At 44.2% G+C, this 19,050-nt stretch carries 10 protein-coding genes and 1 pseudogene; 6 read left to right on the top strand and 5 right to left on the bottom strand.

Going from position 1 to position 19,050, the window contains the following annotated elements; genetic code table 11:
- Window positions 1-35 precede the first annotated feature (35 nt).
- The 3 genes from D8S93_RS19500 (at window position 36) to D8S93_RS19510 (ending at window position 3,872) form a co-directional block, all read left to right on the top strand.
- The gene (locus tag D8S93_RS19500) at window positions 36-512 is read left to right on the top strand and encodes a GNAT family N-acetyltransferase (protein ID WP_053807459.1); all 477 of its coding nucleotides are present in this window, start codon (window positions 36-38) and stop codon (window positions 510-512) included.
- A 194-nt stretch (window positions 513-706) separates the two neighbouring features.
- Complete coding sequence (locus D8S93_RS19505; RefSeq protein ID WP_152814951.1) at window positions 707-2,038, top strand: trypsin-like serine protease; 1,332 nt, start codon at window positions 707-709, stop codon at window positions 2,036-2,038.
- A gap of 388 nt (window positions 2,039-2,426) precedes the next feature.
- Window positions 2,427-3,872 (top strand): bifunctional NUDIX hydrolase/phosphatase PAP2 family protein, encoded by a 1,446-nt coding sequence (locus D8S93_RS19510; protein ID WP_319803044.1) that lies wholly within the window; start codon window positions 2,427-2,429, stop codon window positions 3,870-3,872.
- 162 nt (window positions 3,873-4,034) lie between these two features.
- Here the strand turns inward: D8S93_RS19510 and D8S93_RS19515 are convergent, their stop codons facing one another.
- Window positions 4,035-4,844, bottom strand: a complete 810-nt coding sequence (locus tag D8S93_RS19515) for a Cof-type HAD-IIB family hydrolase (protein ID WP_152814992.1) — start codon at window positions 4,842-4,844, stop codon at window positions 4,035-4,037.
- 216 nt (window positions 4,845-5,060) lie between these two features.
- On the opposite strand from D8S93_RS19515, the gene queE reads away from it, so the two are divergent.
- Both queE and queC read left to right on the top strand, forming a co-directional pair.
- Window positions 5,061-5,711, top strand: a complete 651-nt coding sequence (gene queE, locus D8S93_RS19520) for a 7-carboxy-7-deazaguanine synthase QueE (RefSeq protein ID WP_041852955.1) — start codon at window positions 5,061-5,063, stop codon at window positions 5,709-5,711.
- Between the two features lie 14 nt (window positions 5,712-5,725).
- Window positions 5,726-6,421 carry a 7-cyano-7-deazaguanine synthase QueC gene (gene queC / locus D8S93_RS19525; protein ID WP_152814954.1) on the top strand — a complete coding sequence of 232 codons (696 nt, stop codon included), beginning with the start codon at window positions 5,726-5,728 and terminating at the stop codon, window positions 6,419-6,421.
- Window positions 6,422-6,433: 12 nt separating this feature from the next.
- On the opposite strand, the gene D8S93_RS19530 is transcribed toward queC, so the two are convergent.
- From D8S93_RS19530 to D8S93_RS19545, 4 genes are all read right to left on the bottom strand, one after another.
- Window positions 6,434-8,407, bottom strand: coding sequence for a diguanylate cyclase domain-containing protein (locus D8S93_RS19530; protein WP_152814956.1), 1,974 nt, complete (start codon window positions 8,405-8,407; stop codon window positions 6,434-6,436).
- A gap of 186 nt (window positions 8,408-8,593) precedes the next feature.
- Window positions 8,594-8,947 carry a DUF2750 domain-containing protein gene (locus D8S93_RS19535; RefSeq protein WP_005395049.1) on the bottom strand — a complete coding sequence of 118 codons (354 nt, stop codon included), beginning with the start codon at window positions 8,945-8,947 and terminating at the stop codon, window positions 8,594-8,596.
- Between the two features lie 167 nt (window positions 8,948-9,114).
- Window positions 9,115-9,729, bottom strand: a complete 615-nt coding sequence (locus D8S93_RS19540; RefSeq protein WP_046874949.1) for an OmpA family protein — start codon at window positions 9,727-9,729, stop codon at window positions 9,115-9,117.
- A 2-nt stretch (window positions 9,730-9,731) separates the two neighbouring features.
- Entirely contained in the window at window positions 9,732-11,042 is a 1,311-nt protein-coding gene (locus D8S93_RS19545; protein ID WP_182019363.1) for a TolC family outer membrane protein, read from the bottom strand.
- A gap of 400 nt (window positions 11,043-11,442) precedes the next feature.
- On the opposite strand from D8S93_RS19545, the pseudogene D8S93_RS25430 reads away from it, so the two are divergent.
- A pseudogene (locus tag D8S93_RS25430) lies at window positions 11,443-18,825 on the top strand (tandem-95 repeat protein); the annotation flags it as partial.
- Window positions 18,826-19,050: the final 225 nt, after the last annotated feature.

Raw genomic sequence — 19,050 nt, forward strand, 5'->3', positions numbered from 1 at the left:
AAACTACAGCCATTCAATTTTTAGTGACCCTTTGTATGACCACGTTTGTAATTAAATCTGCGTGTTTTAGCGACCTTGAGTCGCTCAACGACCTTATGTTTGAGCTGCATGATGAGCATCATCTTCAATCTCCTGAGCTGTTCAAAACTGCAGAGGAGATAGAGCAAGAAAAAAGTATTGCTCGATACATTGATGATCCTGAATGTCTTGTTTATGTAGCAAAACAAGGAGATGAAATTATTGGTTTTATCTCTGGTCATTTCTGTGAACTTGTTTCTACCGTCAGTCAGCCGGTTATGATGGGAAGTGTGGATGAGCTCTATGTGTTACCTGAGTTTCGGAAACAAGGCACGGCTCAGGCATTGATTAACAAAATTGAGTTAACGTTCTCTGATTACGGTGCAAAACAGATGTTTGTTGAAGTATGGCACTTTAACCAAGGTGCAGTCTCTTTGTATGAAAAACAAGGGTTTGCACACCATATTCACTATCTAAGAAAGCCGTTGAGCTAATGACCATGCTTAATTTTAATATTGTGATACACATTCTAGCGAATTGAAATCATTCAGTTCGTCAATAGACTTTTCTCTATAAGTTGCTCGCAATGTTAGTAAATTAATATGCGCCCACATTGGTATTGGCGTTTTTGTCTGCTTGTTTATTAGTAGCACGAGGATCGTGCTTACAAAAACAAGAGGACAATATTTTGAAACTAACAAAATCGTTACTTGCGTTGGCTGTTTTGCCAATGTTCGCAAGTGCTGATGATTTGTCACAGACACAAAATCACACTATACAACCCCAGATCGTAGGCGGCATCACTGCTGATCCTAGTGAGTGGAGATTCTACACCCAAATTGTCAGCCGTTATGGTAACCGATCATATTGTGGTGCCAGTTATATTGGGAATGGCTACGTCCTGACTGCGGCCCACTGTGTCGAGGGTGATTCACCGAATCAGATTGCGGTTAAAATCGGTGGCGTCGTTTACAATGGCACTGACGGTGTTCGAGCTAACGTCAGTGAAATCCACATGCACCCGGCATATCGCCGAGCAACGCTTTCTCATGATCTCGCAGTCTTAAAGTTAGACTCTGTACCTCAAGGTGTTACTGCGGTTGAAATTGCCGATGGCAGTCTAACGCAATACGCCAGCATCGGAGATTGGCTTACAGTCTCAGGTTTAGGGAGAACCTCTGAAGGAGGAAGCTCTCCATCTCGATTGCAAGAGGTTGACGTTCCGCTCGTGTCGGACTCGACTTGTCGTCAAGCTGGTGGTAATTACACAACCGTTGGAGAGGTGTCTTTCTGCGCGGGAATTCCTCAAGGTGGGATAGATTCCTGTCAGGGAGATAGCGGTGGCCCAATCGTTATTAATCGTGGTGGCGTAATTACTCAACTTGGTGTGGTAAGTTGGGGGATAGGTTGTGCTCGTCCGGTTATGTATGGTGTTTATAGCGATATCGCCGCCATGCGTAATTTTGTTAATGGTGTCATTGGCAAGACTACACCTCCGAAAGAGAATGTTTCTGTTGGGTATACCACCGAACAGACATTGGTATCATTTAATGTTGGCGAGTTGCAGCAACATAGTTTTGTTATCAAAAATTCAGGTAACACGACGTTCACTGTAGAAAACGTTCGCGCGCTTGCTTCTGGCGTTGCTGATGCTGCCGTTATTGCTAATGATCAGTGTTCTCAGGCGACGTTAGCAATGAATGCAAGCTGTCGTGTCGATGTCGAATTTGGAGCAGCTCAGGCGGGAGAAGCAAGAGTTGCTTTGAACTTCAACGTTGATAAGACCAGTACACAATATCAGGCGCTAGTGTCGGCTCAAGCGAAAACAGTGACAACGCCTCCAACAGATAACTGCGCAGCAGAATGGCAAGCGAGTACGGTGTATCTCAAAGGGGATAACGTTACTTGGAATGGCAAAGTGTGGCAGGCGCAGTGGTGGACTCAAGGCGATAACCCAGCAGACTCTGGACCTTGGGGTGTTTGGCAAGAAGTTCGCGACGCACATTGCAAGTCTAACTAACCATCAAGCATTCAAAAGCTGATTCGTTGGTGACTTGAGGTAGAATTCATTCTTGGTTTCAACGAGCAGCGCATAGTTATCATAAGCAGGGTTTATTGTTTTCGAATAATAAGCCCTTTTTTATTGTTCCAACTTTGAGAACCCATAAAATGTGTATGACTTTATCCTGACGCTACCTTCATATAACTGGCAGAATTGCGATCAACATTTCATGTTTTGTCTGATTTTTGTCAGGTTTGCATTAAATTACTCTCCAATGAGCTTCAAGATCATGCTTTATTCGATCAACGTTGTTTGGCATAACTCGTTACTTAATTTTTATCGAAAAAGATAAGATTAACTGCCATTATTCATTGGTTATCATAATGTTTACTTAAGGTCATATTTTGTGTTGAGACAGCTGTTATTACTCATCCTTTGTTTTATTTTGTTACCTGTTTCACCAATCTCTACGGCTAAAGCTGCCGCGAGCGAAGTAAAAGGGGCGCTCTGCGTTGTTCGTGCTGACGACAAGTTAGTGCTAGTTCATGAAATATTGACGGATAAGATTTCTCTACCTGGTGGGACAATTATTGATGGAGAATCCCCCCAAGTTGCTGCGCAAAGAGAAACGTGGGAAGAAACGGGTTTAGTGGTCACGGTTGGGGAGGAACTTGGCAGAACTGACACCGCAGTTTATTACGATTGCATATCAGATTCTGAGATTATTGCTTTTTCGATGAACAATTCCTTAGGTGGGAATGAGTTACCTATTTGGTTTGCTCCTCACTACGGGGTAGAAATCGCATCTGCAATGTTACTTGGACCATCCGAGCTGCCATCATTTTTGTACCGCTATCCCGCTCAATGGCCACAAGCCATTCAGTTTTTTGAACAAGCTACTCAGCAGTCCGCATCTTATGTGACTCAGCTGATCGAATCCGCGCCTTCATTTCGTCAGATTGAATTGAGGTGGATGAAAGACTTACAAAGCTGGGTAGGGGCTTTATCAGAAACGAGTTTCGAGGTAGCGAATCAGATCTCAAATCTTGTTATAGAACTGACAGAACCTACGATACTGCTTTTTCTATTTCCGTTAGTAATGATGCGTTTTGGCAGTCGATTTGTATTCCGACTCTTTTTCGCTATTAGCGCGACGTCCCTGATGGTACTTGTAGCTCAACAGGGCTTTGCGCTTCCTCGCCCGCATGTCTATATACCAATGATGGAGTTAACACACAGCTTTGGATTTAGTTTTCCAAGTTTGCCTATTGCCGTTTGGTTTTGTGTTTTAACCTTTTTATTTCAGAGAACGCATTATTTCGGTTTGAATGGTACAACCGTTGTCATGATGCTCATCACGCTTACTATTATGTTATGTAAGTTTTTCCTTGGTAGCGCCTTTTTCTTAGATATGTTATTTGGTGCGCTGTTAGGAAGCTTGGTGGCCTGGCATGTTCTGCGATTGGAAACAAATCAAGACGTGAATGTTGATCAAGTGCTGAGCTCAAAAGGCGTCTGGTTCATTATGACTGCGGTAACGGCGGTTATCTCTGTTATCTGGCCATTACCTGTGTTTGGCCGCTGGTTAGCTATTTTAATTACGGCATCAGCGTTGGTTATGACGTTTAGAGAGTCAAAAGTGCATTTGGATTCTCGTCAGATGATTTTTGTAACGCTTGCGTTGGTATTCGTTGAGCAACTTTATTTATACTCAAGCTCTGTTGTCTCGTTTAGTGGTTTGTGGTCATTGGTATTGTCGACGTTGCATTATCCATTGTTGATGTTGCTGTTTATCTTGCTTGCAAGAAAGCTGATTCATGAAAAGCAACAGAGAGAAACAGTGTTAGATTGATGGTTGTATGTTTTCTTTCTCAGGCATGCGAGTAAAAAGAAAGCCTTGCTTTACAGCAAGGCTTTTTTGTACGTTGAGTAGCTCAACAATGTGGCTTTGCGTATATCTGACGCCATGGCTGAGTTAAAGGTAATAACGTTGACGCCATAGCGGCGGAGAGAATTAAGTGTTAAGGACGAATTTTTCAATCGCTTTAGCTACACCGTGTTCATCATTACTTGCCGTAATGTAATCAGCGATTTGTTTGGTCTCTTCCATCGCATTTGCCATCGCGATACCAAGGCCAGCGTACTTCAGCATGTGGTGGTCATTTTCAGCATCACCCATACAGATCACTTCTTCCGGTTGAATACCTAGATACTCAGCAATTGCAGCAACACCAATACCTTTGTTGCTCGCTGGGTTAAGAAATTCCAGGAAGAACGGGGCGCTTTGAACCACCGTAAACTCGTCACGCATTTCAGACGGAAGCGCAGCGATGACCTCAGTTAACTTACTTGGCTCGGCAACCATCATTGCTTTGATGATTGGATGATCATCTTCTAGCGATTCAAAATTAATCTCTGTTACATTTAAGCCATTAATGTTGGCTTCTATGTCAGTGTATGGGTTTTTCTCATTGGTGATCAAGCCATGTACTTGGCTGAATGCGTGCACATAAGCGCCTAATTCTTTCGCTTTACGAGCGACTAATTTAGCTGCCTTACCATCAATGATTTGCTGGTGGATGATCTCATTTGTTCCTACGTTCTTAACCATAGAGCCATTGTAGAAAAGGACAAAATCTTTATCGGAATGGATATTCAATTCGTCGAGCTTGCCTTGCATTCCTTCTAATGGGCGACCAGAAGCGAGAACGACAGTAACGCCTGCTTCGCGAGCTTTTGCGATCGCTTGTTTGTTTTCTTCAGATATTGCTTTATCACTATTGAGCAGTGTGCCATCCATATCTAATGCGATCAGTTTATACATCATTTCTTACCTTAAAGTTTTTGGGAACTGTAAGTGAATAAGGTTTGGTATAACGCTAACCAGAAACCTACGCTCACCGCGACTATGAAACTACAAAATGGTCTATTTTAACAATTAATTTTTGGTTTAAATTGACCTAGACACGTGTGTCCATTAAGGTCTTCGCCTCGAAGTATTATGAGTTGAGTGAGTTCTACGTTGTATAAGCTAAATGAGATGTTTGAAACCATCCAAGGGGAAGGGGTTTTCACTGGAGTTCCTGCTGTTTTTGTTCGCCTTCAAGAGTGTCCGGTTGGTTGCTCATGGTGCGATACCAAACAAACGTGGTATGCAGATGAAAATGACCAACGTCAAATTGGTGATATTTTGGTGAAGACGGAAGATTCTCCGACATGGTGCGTCGCATCTGCCGAGAACATCGTAGAGCAATATCAACTGCAAGGCTTTAATGCTAAACATATCGTGATTACTGGTGGGGAGCCTTGTATTTATGATCTACGCCCTTTAACAAAGGCGTTTGAGGATATGGGTTGCCAATGCCAAATCGAAACGAGTGGCACATCAGAAGTCATCACGTCAGAAAATACATGGGTGACCGTGTCACCAAAAGTGGCGATGAAGGGTAAACTGCCAGTTCTCAATAGCGCGTTAGAGCGTGCGAATGAGATTAAGCACCCAGTTGGTACGCAAAAAGACATCGACCACCTTGATGAGCTATTGGCAAATGCGAATGTCGCGGTTGAGACTGTCATTGCATTGCAGCCTATTAGCCAAAAGCCTCGTGCAACGCAATTGTGTATTGAAACGTGCATTGCTCGCAATTGGCGCTTGTCTGTTCAAACTCATAAATATCTAAGTATTGCTTAAGAGCGGAGAGAGAAATGAAAAAAGCCGTTGTTGTTTTTAGTGGTGGTCAGGATTCCACGACTTGTCTGGTTCAAGCACTTAAAGAGTTTGATGAAGTTCATGCCATTACTTTTGATTATGGTCAGCGCCACAAGTTAGAGATAGAAGTGGCACAAAAGATCGCAAAGGATCTTGGCGTCAAAGCGCATAAAGTGATGGATGTTGGCCTTTTAAACGAACTTGCGATTAGCTCTCTCACGCGTGATGACATCCCTGTCTCACACGAATTGCAAGAAAACGGCCTACCAAACTCTTTTGTTCCTGGCCGTAACATTCTATTTTTAACGCTCGCAGGAATCTACGTCTACCAAATTGGGGCTGAAACCGTAATTACTGGCGTGTGTGAAACTGACTTTAGCGGTTATCCAGATTGTCGTGACGATTTTGTGAAAGCAATGAACACGGCTTTGGTGAAAGGGATGGACCGTAACCTGACGATCAAAACACCGTTAATGTGGCTAAATAAAGCAGAAACGTGGGCGTTAGCTGATCAATATGACGCGTTGCAACTGGTTCGTGAAAATACGTTGACCTGCTACAACGGGGTCATTGGTGATGGTTGCGGTGAGTGCCCATCGTGCGATTTGCGCAAAGCTGGCTTAGATGATTACCTAAACAATAAAGAGACCGTAATGCAGTCTCTTGTGAACAAGCAGGCTGCTGACGTTTAGTCGTGCCTTGCTTTACTGGCTAACATAGTCAGAACTTAGGCTAATTGGCTCATCGTCTGCGTCTATAATGATGTTTTTTCCCTGCTTTTTAGCCTGGTATAAAGCTTGGTCTAGTATCGAATAAAGTTCATCAAAGTTGGTAAGCGGCATTGATGTTGAGAGATAGGCCAAGCTAGCAGTTACACTCAAATCACTATTATTTACCGTGCGTACGCACTTCTCTGAAATCGTTTTGTGTAGGCTTTGCACCCGGAAAGGAACGTCAATTTCATCGACGTTTTTCAATAGTAAGATAAACTCTTCTCCACCCAAACGGCCTATATATTCTCCCTTATTGAGCTTAGCTTTAAGCACTTGGCAAACTTGCTGTAACACCAAGTCGCCAGTCGGATGACCGTATTGATCATTTATCGTCTTAAAGTCATCAAGGTCGATTAATGCTAAAACATAGCGGAAGTCTTCGTCCGCTTTGGAGGTTTGACCTTTGATGGTCTCTATAATTTCCGCTCTATTCAACGCACATGTTAGACTATCTATTTTGGCTTTTTGTCGTGTTTGTCGCTGAAGTATCAATGCCAGAATGAGCAAGACCAACAAACAGGAAACCACAAAATTATAAGTGCGCTTTTGATCGGTAAGCTTCTCAAATTGATGCTGATTTAAGCTTTTTTCATTATTCAACCGAGCGACTTGAAGATCATATTCGTACTCTTTCTTTGTGAGGTCTAATGCCTCTAATGCTTTAATATTGCTAGCGTCTCGGTTGGCCAATTCAATGGTTGAATAGGCTTCGTGGTGCTCTAATGCCAGTTTATAATCACCTTGGGCTTGGTACGCTTTGGAAAGGAGTAATTGAGCTTGTGCCTGTAATAATGGCCTAGAGTTATTGATCGCTAGTGTTAACGCGACTTTGCCATGTACAATCGATTTTTCAGTAGCATGGTTTTTCAAATACGCGAACCCAGCAGCTAAATGTCCTTCCGTTTCGAGGTGCGTATTTTCATACGTTTCAGCAATGTCTAAAGCTTTTCTAATGTAATCTACTGCGGTATCCAGTTGCCCACTTTCGGCTAAAACCGCAGACAGCCCTAAGTAGCTTAACCCTTGACCATATGGGTAGTGGAGCTGGTTGAGTATTGTTAATGCATTTTGATAATGATTGATGGCTTTATCGAATTCTTTGGATTTCTTATACATTGCCCCAAGGCTATGTTCGACTTGGGCGACTTTGAGTGGTGTCCCTTCATCTTGACGAGCGAGTAGGGCTTGGATGAGATATTGTTCTGATTGTTCAAACTGCCCAAGCTCTGCAAGTAAATTTCCGACGTCATTGTAAATGCCAGAAGGATCGCTTTGAGCAGACATGTTCGCCAGCAGCTTTCTATAAAGACTCAGCGATTTTTCATAGTCGCCACGATAGTTATAATTGTTCGCTACCACACGTAACGCGAGATCAATAGGGAAGTTTTCTTGGTGTTGTTGACTTAGATGGCTTTCTAACGACGAGCAATAAAAGTTTGCTTTGTGATAACGACCTTGTTGATTCAACGTATAACAGAGCTGATAGTTCATCAAAGCTTTGCCTTCAGAATCTGAAGTCTGCTTCATTTTTTGTCGCAATGAAGAAAAGCTATTTACTGAGGCGTCATAACTACCATGCTTACGTTCATTTAAGGCAAGAATGTACTCTGACTCTAACTGAGCAAAGTTATTGTTGAGAACTTGGCTGCTTCCATAGTACGGCTGCTTTATGTTCGACATGTATTCATAAATCAGCCCGCTGACGTAGAGTTTTTCGCTGTGCGATTTCGCGGTGTGGTATCGATCTTGAAGCATGCTTAATGCTGAGTCAGGATTACTTCTCAATGTGGTTTGATAAACGGCGTGCCACTGCGTGATATTTTGTTCTGGCTCAATATCTTGAGTGTCACTAGCATATACCGGGGCGAGTAAGAGTGACGCAAGCAAAGGATAGAGCGTGCGCATATTTAAACGTGCCTTATGTTCTTTTGTTGCTTTGGAATTGGAGAATCATAGCGCTATTAATTGATCAGCGTTGTGATTGAGTTGGGTGTACGAAGAAAAAGAATAGGAAAACTATGCACTTGGTCGATATATCAAAAAAAGAGCATCAAAAGAAAGACCCCAACAAAAGTTAAGGTCTAGGAGTCGTTATGCAATGTAAAGCTTTGCTAGATCTTGAGGCTCCATTTCTTTGCCTTCTAGCTGATCGTTCCAGTTAGTACCAACAAGAACACCATCTTCTGCAAGAGTTAAAAGCCAATCTTCAACAAAGATATCTAGTGGGATTTCTAGTACAGTGAAGTCAGCCCATTCTTCAACATTGTGCGCTTCTGCATCTTCTTTCGAAGACCAGAAAGGCATGACTTCACTGTTTTCGAATTCAGTTGAATCGCAAGATAGCCAACCTTCTTCATTGCGTAAACCCCAAACCAGTTGGTTTTCTTTTGTTTCTGCAACAAAAAGGTCAAGGTTTGCTTGGATATCTGATGTAAGTTTGCTCATTTCAAAACTCTCGTTGTTATGACGCCGCTAGGGTAACACTAAAGTGCCGATTCCTAAAGCATAATACGGTTATTGCAATGAGTAAAAATAAAGGAGCCGAAGCTCCTTTTCTTATGTCGTTCTAGGTTTATTAATGCTTGTTTGAACAAACATTAATACAGATATTTTTACCTTTCGGGGAGGGTAGTGAATATTGTCCACTCTTTTTTAATCTCGCCTTTATAACCAACGACAGAAGCAGTTACTCGGCGGTTTAAAGCGTGGCTGACTTCATCGGTACCTTGTTGCGCTAGGTGAGTATCTCCAAAGCCAACAATACGAACCCTGCTCGGTTCGATGTTGTAGCTCAACAGCGCCTCACGGACATTGCGTGCTCGTCTCTCTGATAGATCTTGGTTGTGCTGAGAGCCACCCACTTTACTCGCGTAGCCGTGCAGTTCGATCGACGTAGTAGGGTATTCTTTTAAAAAATCGGACAGTTCACGTACTTGTCTTCTGAACACGGGATTGATTTCATCAGAATCATTGGCAAAAAGTATTCTCACTTGCATGTTATCTGATGCTTTAATGTATTCGCCGCAACCGTCATTGTCGACTTCTGAGCCTTCAGGTGTGCCAGGGCACATATCTCGAGCGTTGATGACGCCATCGTTATCTTCATCTTGAAGGTCAGCAATTTGTTCTGCACTTGGTACAGGTCGATAGTCATACTCGTCTTCAGCAACAACCTGTTGAGTAACGGCGAGAAGGCTTAATGCAAATAGAATTTTCATTGGTTTCATGATCAGTACTCCACCTTTTCATTCCATTCCGTAGGCACATCGACTCGCAAGGCATTTAACAATTGGCCGGTCGCATTCATTACACGGTATTTCGCGTATTGCTCTGAATATCTAGCATCCAAGTAGTTTTTTCTCGCTTCAAATAACTCGTTCTCAGTATTTAACAAATCCAGAAGGGTTCGTTTACCGATGCGATACTGTTTTTCGTAGGCGATAACAGTTTCAGATGCCGAATCTACGTGATCCGCCAGAAACTCTTTTTGCTGAAGCGTTAAATCTAGCGCGCTCCATGATAGACGAAGCCCTTCTTCAACGCTGCGGTATGCGCGTTCTCGTAGATCTTTGGCTTTGTTTAGTTGATAGGCAAAGTTTTCAGCATTGGCGACATCACTACCACCATTAAAGAGGTTGTAACGCATACGCAGCATCGCTGTCGTTTCATCACTGCTTCCTTCGATACCGCTTGCATCATCACGCCACGTTTGAGCCGCTTCTACAGATATCGTTGGATAGTAAGTTCCCTTAGATTGCTTATATTGGAACTTAGCTGAGTCTACATCTGCCATCGAAATTTTGATTACTGGATGCGATTCAAATGCCAAGTCAATTGCTTCATCTATGGTGTAGGGAATAAAGTTCTGGTCCGCTCGCGGAAAAATCAATCCTTGTGGGGACTGTCCGACAAGGCGTGTAAACGTGGTGTGGCTGTCATATAAGTTGTTCTGAGCCGCCACCAAGTTACCGTGAGCTTTTGCTAAACGAGCTTCTACTTGAGTTAGGTCAGCGGTAGACCCAAGTCCTGAGTTAACTCGCTTTTTAATGTCTTCGTAGATCTTCTTATGAACCTTCAAGTTGTTTTCTGAAAGTGTAAGAATTTCATAAGCTTTTACTGAATCTAAGTAAACCTTTGCCACTTCGAGTGCCGTGTCTTGAGCATCAGCGAGCAGTTGATAACGAACTGATTCTGCGTCAGCTGCTGTTCGATCCATATCGTTAAGTGTCGCAGAACCGTCCCATATCAGTTGGGTTAGTGTCACGGTGGCTTCTTTTCTTGTCAGATCCGTTGAATCTCGCCCTGTTTCTGCGGGGTTAATGCCTTCATAACCGATACCGGCGTCTAAATCTACGGATGGGAGGTAAGCACCGCCAGATGCTTCATTCACATACTGCTTGCTAACGAATTCATTGAACGCACTTTTGATGTCAGGATTGGTTTTTAATGTGTTTTCAACCGCTTGCTCTAGTGTTTGCCCAAAAGCATGACTAGCTGCGAAAACACCAATGCAAAAGGCGTTGGCACGAGTCCACTTCACTGTGATTCTCCTAGATAATAATAAAATTTCTCGAGGTGAGAGGGCTTATAAGTGGGATACCTATAAGGGCGTCAATAATTTAGCGCACAATAACATTAATACACGATGAAGTAACCTGTTGATTCATTGTTCATTTGTTTCATTCTTGATAAATTAATTCATTTGGCGGGTCTAAATTTTGAATAAGGATCCCGATTTTAAAGTGAAATTGATGTTTAACAAGAGTTGAGCGTCTTTTATTAAAATAAGACAAGTATGCACCTGGATTCTTATTGATGTATGACACATAATTACTTAATTGAGCATCAAATTGCTGTTATTGCACTATATAATCAGGCAATATATAGCAAATTAGTATTGTTAGTCAAAAACTTGACAGTTATTTAGGGTTAAGATTTATATGGATCGTACAGCGTTAGTGTCACTCGGTAATCAAGTCGTCGTAATAGGTTTAGATGGGGAGCTGAGAGTCCTAACAGAAGGACAACAGCCCCTACCAGGTGAAGTGGTAGTGGCAACGACAGATGCTGCACCTCTAAATTTGAACATTCAACTAACTGAAGAGCAAGGCTCAAAAGATATTTCTGATGATGTGGCACGAATTATTGGTGCTATTGAGCAAGGTCAAGACCCTTCTATAGTTGATGAAGAACTCGCGCCGGCAGCGGGTGAAAACAGTGGTTCAAGCTTACAAAATAGTGCCACGATTGCACGGGATGGCACTGAAGTACTGGCCTCAACAAATTTTGAAACTATTGGCTTGGAATCCCTCGGTTTATCTAAAACACAAGCGTTGACCTTAAATGACTTTTTCGCAACAAATATAGAAACCAGTGGAGATGGCTCAAATAAACCGCTTACTAATTCTCCAGTGACATTAAGCGCTATCGAAGAAGATAGCGATCCCATCACGATAACTACCGAAGAACTACTATCAAATGTCGATATTGACGATGCTGATACTCTTATCGTTACAAACGTTACTATTGAGAGTGGGAATGGCACTTTAATTGATAACAACGATGGATCTTGGACTTATATACCAGAAGCTGATGATGATACTGAAGTGTCATTCTCCTATGACATCATTGATGACGATGGGGGTGTTATTAATGGCACTGCTAATTTAGATATTAAGCCTGTTAATGATGCGCCAATAGCGACTAACGATGCGATTCAAACTGACGAAGATTCCCAGGTTGTAATTGATGTGCTCGCTAACGACAGTGACATTGAAGGTGACGATTTATCCATTACTTCTGCTTCTGTATCAGAAGAGCAAGGTATCGTTGAGATTGTCGATGGTAAGCTTGTTTTCACTCCGGCTGAAAATTTCAATGGTAATGCAACTATTAGCTACACTATCTCAGATGGTGAGCTAGAGGATGAAGCTCAAGTCTCGGTAACAGTAAACTCAGTTAACGATGCGCCTATTGCCCTTAATGACGAAACAATTACAGAGGAAGATACCTCAGTAACGATTGATGTACTGCCAAACGACACCGATGTGGATGGCGATGAGCTGTCTATTCAATCGGCGTCTGTGCCGAGTGATCAAGGTACAGTCGAAATTATTGATGGCAAACTGGTGTTCACACCGGCTGAGAACTTCCATGGCGATGCTGAAATCACTTACACCATCACGGACGGCGCACTGACCGACCAAGCAACGGTCAACGTCACCGTGAATGCGGTGAACGACACGCCAGAGGTTGAGAGCAACATTGCAGACCAAACCTTGGCGGAAGACTTTACGCCATACAGCATCAATCTGAATACCGCTTTCAGCGATGTGGATAACGTGGATGGCGAGCTGAGCTTCAGCGTTTCTGGCAACAACAACGTGTTGGTGTCGATTGAAAATGGCATCGCGACCATTAGCCCAACCGCAGACTGGAACGGCTCAGAAATCCTAACCTTTACGGCTACCGATCCAAGCGGTGAAAGCGTCAGCCAAACGGTGAACTTCACGGTTACCCCTGTGGCGGACATCGTGGCAGACAAAGCGACGGTTGTGGAAGACACGCCAACCATCATCAAGGTTTTAGGTAACGACACGTTCGAAGGCGACGATAAAGTGGTGTCGCTGGATACCAACAATGGTCCAGCTAACGGCACGGTCTCGGTCAACTCGGATGGCAGCGTGACTTACACGCCAAACGACAACTACCACGGTACAGACAGCTTCACCTACATCGTTACGTCAGGCGGGGTATCGGAATCCACCACGGTGAATGTCGATGTGACGCCAGTGAACGATGCGCCAATGGCGAAAGATGATACGGCAACAACACAAGAAGACACGCCAGTGACGATTGATGTCCTGCCAAACGACACTGATGTGGATGGCGATAAGTTGTCGATCCAATCTGCGTCTGTTCCTGAAGCGCAAGGTAAAGTAGAGATCGTTGATGGCAAACTCGTCTTCACTCCGGCAGAAAACTTCAATGGTGACGCTGAAATCACCTACACCGTTACGGACGGTGAATTGACCGACGAAGCGAAGGTGACCGTTACAGTAAATCCAGTAAACGATGCACCAACTATCAAAGTTGATGCTGTAGAAAGCATCACTGAAGATGCAGTGAACACGGATACGGTAGTGGCGACGCTGGAAGTCGCTGATACTGATACGCCAGAAGATCAATTAACCGTTTCTTTAGAAAACAACTCAAACGGTTACTTCGTGTTGGCTGGCAATGAAGTCAAGCTAACTCAAGCAGGCGTCGATGCAGTTAACAACGACGAACTTAACCTTAAAGACCTAACTATTAGCGCGTCAGTATCGGATGGTGTTAGTCCAACGGCTAACGACAGTGACAGTTTGATTGTGAATCGTGTTAACGATGCACCGACTATCGATAACGTCATTGCAGATCAAGTGCTAGCGGAAGATTTCGATGCATACACGATCGACTTGAATGAAGCATTCAAAGATTCTGATTCCTCGCTAGAATTCTCAGTCTCTGGCAATAACAACATCCAAATCTCTATTGTGAATGGCGTTGCTACCATTACTCCGACTGCGGATTGGAATGGCAAAGAGACAATTACGTTCACAGCTAAAGACCCAAGCGGTGAAAGCGTAAGTCAAACGGTGAACTTTACGGTTGCACAAGTAGTCGACATCGAGGCAGACAGTGCGGATGTAGTCGAAGACACACCAACCATCATTAACGTCTTAGGTAACGACACGTTTGACGGCGACGATAAAGTAGTGTCGCTTGAAACCAATAAAGGCCCAGCTAACGGCACGGTCTCGGTCAACCCTGATGGCACCGTGACCTACATACCAGATGATAACTACGTCGGCAAAGATACGTTCACTTATGTCGTGACATCAGGCGGTGTGTCTGAATCCACTACCGTTGAAGTCAATGTGACGCCGGTCAACGACGCGCCAGTGGCAAAAGATGACACGGCGATTACTGACGAAGACACACCAGTGACGATCGATGTCCTGCCAAACGATACTGATGTGGATGGCGATAAGTTGTCGATCCAATCTGCGTCTGTACCTGAAGCACAAGGTAAGGTTGAAATTGTTGACGGAAAACTGGTCTTCACACCGGCTGAGAACTTCAATGGCGACACCGAAATCACTTACACCATCACTGATGGTGCACTGACTGACCAAGCGACGGTCAATGTCACGGTGAATGCTGTGAACGATACGCCTGTGGTTGAGAGTAGTATTGCAGACCAAACCTTGGCAGAAGACTTTACGCCATACACCATCGATCTAAATACCGCCTTCAGCGAAGTGGATAACGTGGATGGCGAGTTAACGTTTAGCGTCTCTGGTAATAGCAATGTCAATGTCTCAATAGAGAACGGCATCGCGACCATTTCACCAACGGCAGACTGGAATGGCTCAGAAGCGTTGACCTTTACCGCCACCAATCCAAGCGGCGAAAGCGTTAGCCAAACGGTGAACTTCACAATATCGCCTGTGGCGGACATCGTGGCAGACAAAGCGACGGTTGTGGAAGACACGCCAACTATCATTAATGTCTTAGGTAACGATACGTTCGAAGGCACTGATAAAGTGGTGTCTTTGGACGCCGATAATGGTCCTAAAAATGGCACCGTCATTGTGAATAACAACGGCACGGTGACCTACACACCAGATGACAACTACGTCGGCAAAGATACGTTCACTTATGTCGTGACATCAGGCGGTGTATCCGAATTCACTACCGTTGAAGTCAATGTGACGCCGGTCAACGACGCGCCAGTGGCGAAAGATGACATCGCTACGACACAAGAAGACACCGCAGTTACTATTGATGTTCTGCCAAACGACACTGATGTGGATGACGATAAGCTGAGTATTGAATCAGCCTCTGTACCTAAAGAGCAGGGTACGGTTGAAGTGGTGGATGGAAAACTCGTTTTCACTCCTGCAGAAAACTTCAATGGCGACGCTGAAATTACCTACATCGTAACGGATGGTCAATTGACCGACGAAGCGAAAGTGGTAGTTAGCGTTAACCCAGTAAACGATGCGCCAACTATCAAAGTTGATGCCGTAGAAAGCATCACTGAAGATGCAGTGAGCACTGATACGGTAGTCGCAACCTTAACGGTTCGTGATACTGATACGCCAGAAGACCAATTAACCGTTTCTTTAGAGAACAACTCAAACGGCTACTTCGTGTTGGTTGGCAATGAAGTCAAGCTAACTCAAGCGGGTGTTGACGCGGTTAACAACGATGAACTCAACCTTAAAGACCTGACTATCAGCGCGTCAGTGTCGGATGGTGTTAATCCAACGGCTAGCGACAGTGATAGCTTGGTTGTGAATCGTGTTAACGATGCGCCAACAGTTGATAATGTCATTGCAGATCAAGTGTTATCGGAAGATTTCGCGACCTACACGATTGATTTAAACGACGCATTTAAAGACAGCGACTCCGTGCTTAGCTTCTCAGTAGCCGGTAACAGCAACGTGTTGGTTTCGGTTGAAAATGGCATCGCGACCATCTCATCAACGGCAGACTGGAACGGCTCAGAAATCCTAACGTTTACTGCTACCGATCCAAGCGGCGAGAGCGTCAGTCAAACGGTGGACTTCACGGTAGCGCCTGTGGCGGACATCGTGGCAGACAAAGCGACGGTTGTTGAAGACACGCCAACTATCATCAAGGTCTTAGGTAACGACACGTTTGACGGCGACGATAAAGTAGTGTCGCTTGATACCAGTAAAGGCCCAGCTAACGGTACAGTCTCCGTCAACCCTGATGGCAGCGTAACCTACACGCCAAACGACAACTACCACGGTACAGACAGCTTCACCTACATCGTTACGTCAGGCGGGGTATCGGAATCCACCACGGTGAATGTCGATGTGACGCCAGTGAACGATGCGCCAATGGCGAAAGATGATACGGCAACAACACAAGAAGACACGCCAGTGACGATTGATGTCCTGCCAAACGACACCGATATTGATGGCGAGAAGCTGAGTATTGAATCAGCCTCTGTACCTAAAGAGCAGGGCACGGTTGAAGTGGTGGATGGAAAACTCGTCTTCACTCCGGCAGAAAACTTCAATGGTGACGCTGAAATCACCTACACCGTTACGGACGGTGAATTGACCGACGAAGCGAAGGTGACCGTTACAGTAAATCCAGTAAACGATGCACCAACTATCAAAGTTGATGCTGTAGAAAGCATCACTGAAGATGCAGTGAACACGGATACGGTAGTGGCGACGCTGGAAGTCGCTGATACTGATACGCCAGAAGATCAATTAACCGTTTCTTTAGAAAACAATTCAAACGGTTACTTCGTGTTGGCTGGCAATGAAGTCAAGCTAACTCAAGCGGGTGTTGACGCGGTTAACAACGATGAACTCAACCTTAAAGACCTGACTATCAGCGCGTCAGTGTCGGATGGTGTTAATCCAACGGCTAGCGACAGTGATAGCTTGGTTGTGAATCGTGTTAACGATGCGCCAACAGTTGATAATGCCATTACAGATCAAGTGTTATCGGAAGATTTCGATGCATACACGATCGACTTGAATGAAGTATTCAAAGATTCCGATTCCTCGCTAGAATTCTCAGTCTCTGGCAATAACAACATCCAAATCTCTATTGTGAATGGCGTTGCCACCATCACTCCGACTGCGGATTGGAATGGCAAAGAGACAATTACGTTCACAGCTAAAGACCCAAGCGGTGAAAGCGTTAGCCAAACGGTGGACTTCACGGTAGCGCCTGTGGCGGACATCGTGGCAGACAGCGCGACGGTCGTGGAAGACACGCCAACCATCATTAACGTCTTAGGTAACGACACGTTTGACGGCGACGATAAAGTAGTGTCGCTTGATACCAATAAAGGCCCAGCTAACGGCACGGTCTCGGTCAACCCTGACGGCAGCGTAACCTACACGCCAAACGACAACTACCACGGTACAGACAGCTTCACCTATATCGTCACCTCTGGTGGTGTCAGTGAATCCACCATTGTTAGAGTTGATGTCACGCCAGTAAACGACAAACCTGACAGTGAAGACTTCACGCATGTGGCCGATGATCAGCTTACGCACGTTGTGTTTGATACCGATACGAAACCTCTGGGTAGCGGTGACTCTCAAGATCATATCGCGGATGTTGAAGACGACTTAAAAGGCAACGATCTACATGTCCGAATTACTGAACTGCCAACCTCAGGTACGTTGTTCTTTAAAGATAGTGATGGTGAGTTGCACGAAATTAAAGAAGTAAGCGATACGCTTTATGACAAAGACAGCCTTTACTATGAAGCTGATAATGTTGGCTTCTTATTAGGTATCAAAGATCGTCCTAATACGCCTAATAGCTCGGAATCTACAACAGATTTCAATAACTGGGGATTAAGTGAGGATGGTGGTTCATCACATTCCCGTACTGAGCATTTAGCAAATGGAGCTTCTATCACCATTTCTTCTGATAGCGGTGAGCTTGCGCAGTACAACCGCCAGGTGTCACACATCGGCAATGGTATCGCTGACAATGATGGGCAGGGTATTGAGAAAGGTGAAACGATTACGATCGATTTGTCTAATAATCCTGTGGGCAGCGTAAACCTTGGTCTAGATGGACTAGGTGGATTGTTTGATTACGGTGATGACAACGCAGCACTTATTACGGTTACATACTTAGATTCAAATAATGTCCAACAGACTCAAACGTTCGAGTTTTTGAAGCCTGTAGGCAACTTCATGCTATTCCAAGAAACAAGCGTTGGTTATGGGAAAGATCTAGCTCTTCCTGAAGGTTCGGTCATTACTCAGTTAGATTTTTCTACGAAAAATGAAGGTAACTGGGAGTTACGTTATGTAGAAGGTGTTCCTGCCGAAGACAGCTTTGGATATGTGGCCGTCGACTCTGAAAGTGGCGTTAGCGATCCATCTACAGTCAATATCGTTAATGAAATGCTAGATGGTAATGTTGCTGAAAGTGGGCCAAGTCTGTCTGTGGTCGGTGATAGCGTGACTGAGAGTGACAATGTCACGTTCTCGGTTGTTCTAGATGAAGTCACCAGCACTGCCGTTAAGTACCAAGTTGATATGCTTGCTCAAGGTTCTTCAGTTGATAAGAATGACGTAAATCTATCAAATGCAACCTATACAAATGGTGTTGTTTTCTTAGGTGGTTACTTGATTGTTCCTGAAGGTATAAGTAGCTTCGAAATATCGATTCCGACTATTGATGACTTGGTTGTGGAAAGCAGCGAAACGATCGTTCTTGAGATCGGCGGTGAAACGGGGACGGCAACAGTTCTTGATAATGACAGTACAAAACTTAGCGTAGTAGATGCCGGCGATGTCATTGAAGGAACTGACGCAATATTTACCGTTTTACTCTCTAACGCTGTTCAAGAGGCCGTTGTCGTCAATCTGAAGTCAACAACAAATGATAGTTATACTGCGGAAGATGTTGATCTAGGCACTATGGTAGTGACCTATGTGGATACTCATGGTCAAACTCAAACATTAGATATAGCGCCTAATGGAGAC

It is taken from the genome of Vibrio sp. VGrn 2 (assembly GCF_009361695.1).
In the GTDB taxonomy this organism is placed as follows: domain Bacteria; phylum Pseudomonadota; class Gammaproteobacteria; order Enterobacterales; family Vibrionaceae; genus Vibrio; species Vibrio diabolicus.